The sequence below is a fragment of the Longimicrobiales bacterium genome (assembly GCA_035764935.1).
Classification (GTDB): domain Bacteria; phylum Gemmatimonadota; class Gemmatimonadetes; order Longimicrobiales; family RSA9; genus DASTYK01.
In genome coordinates this window covers 1-4061 of sequence record DASTYK010000168.1, presented here as the reverse complement: position 1 = coordinate 4061, position 4061 = coordinate 1, and the positions used below count along the sequence as shown (strand labels likewise).

Below are 4061 nucleotides of genomic sequence, written 5' to 3'. Positions count from 1 at the left end.
CTTCAGGAGCTGGTGGATCGCGTGGATCTTCTGGCTCTTCTCCGCATACTCGCGCTCCAGCGTCTGGATGCGCTCGCGCTTCTCGTCGATCGACAGGTCCGGGTCGTGCTCGACCGCGCCCACCGCCTCCGACAGGTCGGGCACGACGAACGCCTCGGGATCCGACGGCGACAGCTCGTCCAGGCCGCGCTCCGAGAGGTGGATGCTGTGCCCCTTCTCGTCCATCGCGAAGTACATCATCTCGTCGACTTCATGCAGCGACTTGTCGCGCATGAACTCGGCTTCCACCCGCTGGACGAGCTTCTGCGTGGACGGCTGCTCCGCGAACAGCTTGAGCAGCCGCTTGTTCTTCGGTGAGCCGCGCTTCGCGGCGAGCAGCTTCTCGCCCGCCGCCTGCTCGTCGCCCGACTCGAGCGCCGCTTCCGCGTCCGCGATCAGCTCGTTGACGATGCGCGTCTGCTTGCGGTACAGGTTCGAGACCGACGGCGCATGCACCCGGTACTCCTGCGACTGCTCCTCGCCCACGGGGCCGCTGATGATCAGCGGCGTACGCGCCTCGTCGATCAGGATCGAGTCGACCTCGTCGATGATCGCGTAGTAGTGCGGCCGCTGCACGCGCTGCTCCAGCGCGTGCACCATGTTGTCGCGCAGGTAGTCGAAGCCGTACTCGTTGTTGGTGCCGTACGTGATGTCCGCACCGTATGCGGTGCGCCGCTCCGGCGTGCCGGGCTGGTGCAGGTCGATGCAGTCGACCGTCAGCCCGAGGTAGCGGTAGATCGTGCCCATCCACTCGCTGTCGCGCTGCGCCAGGTACGGGTTCACCGTGACCAGGTGCACGCCGCGACCGGCCAGCGCGTTCAGGTAGATCGGCATGGTCGCGACCAGCGTCTTGCCTTCACCCGTCGCCATCTCCGCGACCTTGCCGCGGTGCAGCGCGATGCCGCCGATGAGCTGCACGTCGTACGGGACCATGTCCCACGTCATGGTCTGGCCCGTGACCGTGATCTCCCGGCCGAGCAGCCGGCGGCAGGCCTCCTTCACCGTGCCGTACGCTTCCGGCAGGATCTCGTCGAGCGCCTCCTGCAGCCGCGCCTTGAGCGCGTCCTCCGCCGCTACGATGCGAGCCTGCAGCCGCTCGCGCTCCACCGCCTCCTCGGTCTGCCGCTTGGTCTCGCGCAGCTCCGCCACCTCGGCTTCCAGCTCCGCGGTGCGCTCCCGCACGATCGCACGCAGCTTTTCGGTCTGCTGCTGGAACTCCTCCTCCGGCAGCTCCGAGAGGCGGTCCGCCCAGGAATTGATCTCGTCCACCAGCGGGGTCAGCTTCTTGGCTTCCCGCTCGTGTCGGTCACCCAGGATCTTGTTGAAAATCGACTTGATCATTGGACGTCAGTCAGTGTCTGCGGTCGGAACGGCGGCACACGCAGCCGTCCTCGCCAGCTCATCCGGCGCAGCATGCGCGGAACCTTGGTCATACCCGCCCCGCCGCGACGCGTTCAACGGTAGAGCTGCTCGCGAAAGATGATCTCGACTACAGGGTCCGGCACCAGGTAGCGGATCGACTCGCCCACCCCCACCCGCCGCCGCACCTCGCTCGAGGAAATGTCGATGCGCGTGGCGTTTACGGAGATGACACGGCCCTGTTCCACTTCTTTTTTCAACCACGGAGGACACTGAGCACACAGAGCATCTGCAGCGGAGGGGCTGCCTCCCTGATGTTGCTCTGTGTCCCCGGTGCTCTCCGTGGTTGAATGCAGTTCTCCAGCCCTCCGAATGACCCCGACAGATGCCAGGGACAGGATCTCCTCCGGTCCTCTCCAGGTGCTGAACTCCGCCCACTGGTCCGCGCCGATCAGCAGCCACAGCTCCGCATCCGGATGCTGTGTGCGCAGGTGGCGGAGGGTCTCGAGCGTCCAGGATGGACCGGACTGCTCCAGCTCCCAGGGGTCCACGGCGAAGCGATCATTGCGCGCGGTCGCGGCCTGGACCATGGCCAGGCGCGCCGCCGCCGGGCTCAACGGTCTGTCGCGCTTGTGAGGGGGCGTGCCGGCCGGGACGAAGAGGACGCGGTCCAGCGCGAGAGCCAGTGCCGCGTCCTGTGCAACGATCAGGTGGCCGAGATGCGGTGGATCGAAGGTGCCGCCGAAGATGCCCAGCCTCATGCCGGAGTGCGGACTCAGCTCCCCTCCACTGCGGTGCCGCCGCTCACTTCCCTGGCCTGCTCCGAGTTCGGGAACTCGCGCAGCAGCCGGTCGCGCGCGGCCTGCGCCTCCTGCGTGTAGCCGATCTCGTTGTACGCCTCGTAGAGCCGGAGCAGCGCCTTGGGCACGGCGGGCGAGCTGGGGTACTGCTCGAGGGTCCGCTCGTAGTACAGGATCGCGGAGTCGATCGCGCCGCGCTTCCGGTAGAACTCGCCTGCCTGGTACTGCTTCTCGGCGAGCTTGGCCAGCATGTCGTCGAGGATCGCCTGCGCGCGCGCCACGTACTCGCTCTCGGGATAGTACGTGATCAGCGACTGGCAGTGCTCGATCGCGCCCTGGGTGTACTCCTGGTCGAGCTGCGGATGCGGCGACAGCTCGCCGTACGCCTCGCAGACCTTGAAGCGGGCGTCGTCCGCCCACGGGCCGGCGGGATAGTCATCGGCCAGCCGCGAGAACTCGTTGGCGGCGGTGATGTACTCCTCCTTGCCCATGTACGCGCTGCCGAGCTGATAGCGCCCCTCCTGGTTCCGCGGGTGCGTCGGGAACGTCAGCGTGAAGCGCTCGAACGCTTCGATGGCGTCGTCCCAGTCGCCTGCGCGCAGCGCAGTCTCGCCTTCCTTGAAGAGCTGGTCGGCATCGAGCTGCGCGAGGCGCGCCGCGTTCGAGGAGGCACAGCCTGATATCATGACGAGGACCGCAGCCAGGGCCGCGGTCCGGATCGTTCGCATCATTCGGTCTCGTTCCGGTCGCAATGGGCCGTGCTCTACCCGGCCGGCGGGAAGCTCGTTCCGGGGGCGCCGAAGCGCAACTCGTCGATGCGGCGCTGGGCCCGCTGCGTGAGCTGGTTGCTGCGCCCCGGGTTGCGCTCGAGCACGCGGTAATAGGCTTCCAGCGCCTCGTCGCGGCGGCCCTGCTCGAGCAGCAGCTCGCCGCGCTCGAACCACGCCTGGTCGACCAGGTTCTGCGGCACACCGAGGCGGATCACGGTATCGAACGCGCGCAGGGCGTCCGCGTCCCGCTCATCCGCGAGCGCGGTCCGGCCCACCTCGTAGCTGCAGTTCCCCACGTGCCAGCGCGCCTCGTCGGCCCGGGGGCCGCGCGGCGCCCGCGTGCGGTACGCATTGAACGCCGCAATCGCTTCCGGACAGTTGCCGCGTGATTCCTGCACGCTGCCCAGCTCGAACAGCAGCGTGGGGATCGAGTCGGCCGGCGCTTCCGCCAGCGCGCGCTCGAAGAAGTCGACCGCACGCTCCGCGTCGCCCGTCTGCGCATAGTAGCGCGCCAGCGCTGCCGAGGTCTCGCCGAGCGGCAGCCCCGGCCGCAGCGCGTTCGCCGCGTCCACCGCGTTGGCCATGCCGAACCGGTCACCGCGTGCACGCGAGCGCGCGGCGAGCAGCATGTAGTCGTACACCGCCTGGTCGGTGTACTCCGGCGCCTGCTTCAGCAGCTCGTCGTAGTAGCGGTGCGCCTGATCGAACTGACCGGTCACCGCGTACGCGTGCGCGAGGCGCGCAACGACCTGCTCGTCGTTGTTGGTTTCCCGCAGCGCGAGCCGGTACTCGGCAATCGCACGGTCGTACGCGGAGTCGGCCCAGAGCTGGTCGCCGCGGACGAGCGAAGTGGAGTCGGGACCGCAGCCGGACACAAGCGCCAGGCCCGCCATTGCTGCAATGATGAGCCGTGACCGGATCAGCATGATCGTGCTCCCATCAGTTGATCCGCTGCACGGCGAGCAGCAGGGTCGCGGCCGTCGTTGCGATGCTCAGGAACGTCGCGACGGAGTCGATGAAGCTGCGACCCTCCTGGGGCGGCTCCTCCGGCACAAAGATGGTCGCGCCGGGTGCGATGTCGGGCGTCGAGCGG

4 protein-coding genes are annotated in these 4061 nt (G+C 68.1%); all 4 read right to left on the bottom strand.

Annotation, left to right across the window (positions count from 1 at the left end; translation table 11 throughout):
• Positions 1-1380 (bottom strand): hypothetical protein (locus VFU06_15125; GenBank protein ID HEU5210725.1); only part of this gene is annotated, 1380 nt, incomplete at its 3' end.
• Positions 1381-1493: 113 nt separating this feature from the next.
• Positions 1494-2159, bottom strand: a complete 666-nt coding sequence (gene nadD / locus VFU06_15120) for a nicotinate-nucleotide adenylyltransferase (protein HEU5210724.1) — start codon at positions 2157-2159, stop codon at positions 1494-1496.
• Positions 2160-2173: 14 nt separating this feature from the next.
• Positions 2174-2929: an outer membrane protein assembly factor BamD gene (gene bamD, locus VFU06_15115; GenBank protein ID HEU5210723.1), complete on the bottom strand. Its 756-nt coding sequence runs from the start codon at positions 2927-2929 to the stop codon at positions 2174-2176.
• A 32-nt stretch (positions 2930-2961) separates the two neighbouring features.
• Positions 2962-3894 (bottom strand): tetratricopeptide repeat protein, encoded by a 933-nt coding sequence (locus VFU06_15110; protein ID HEU5210722.1) that lies wholly within the window; start codon positions 3892-3894, stop codon positions 2962-2964.
• Between the last annotated feature and the right edge of the window lie 167 nt (positions 3895-4061).

What these genes read in the sequence shown, in the direction of transcription:
- nadD (HEU5210724.1), bottom strand. Translation starts at nt 2,159, where the DNA reads ATGAGGCTGGGCATCTTCGGCGGCACCTTCGATCCACCGCATCTCGGC.
- VFU06_15110 (HEU5210722.1), bottom strand. Translation starts at nt 3,894, where the DNA reads ATGCTGATCCGGTCACGGCTCATCATTGCAGCAATGGCGGGCCTGGCG.
- bamD (HEU5210723.1), bottom strand. Translation starts at nt 2,929, where the DNA reads ATGATGCGAACGATCCGGACCGCGGCCCTGGCTGCGGTCCTCGTCATG.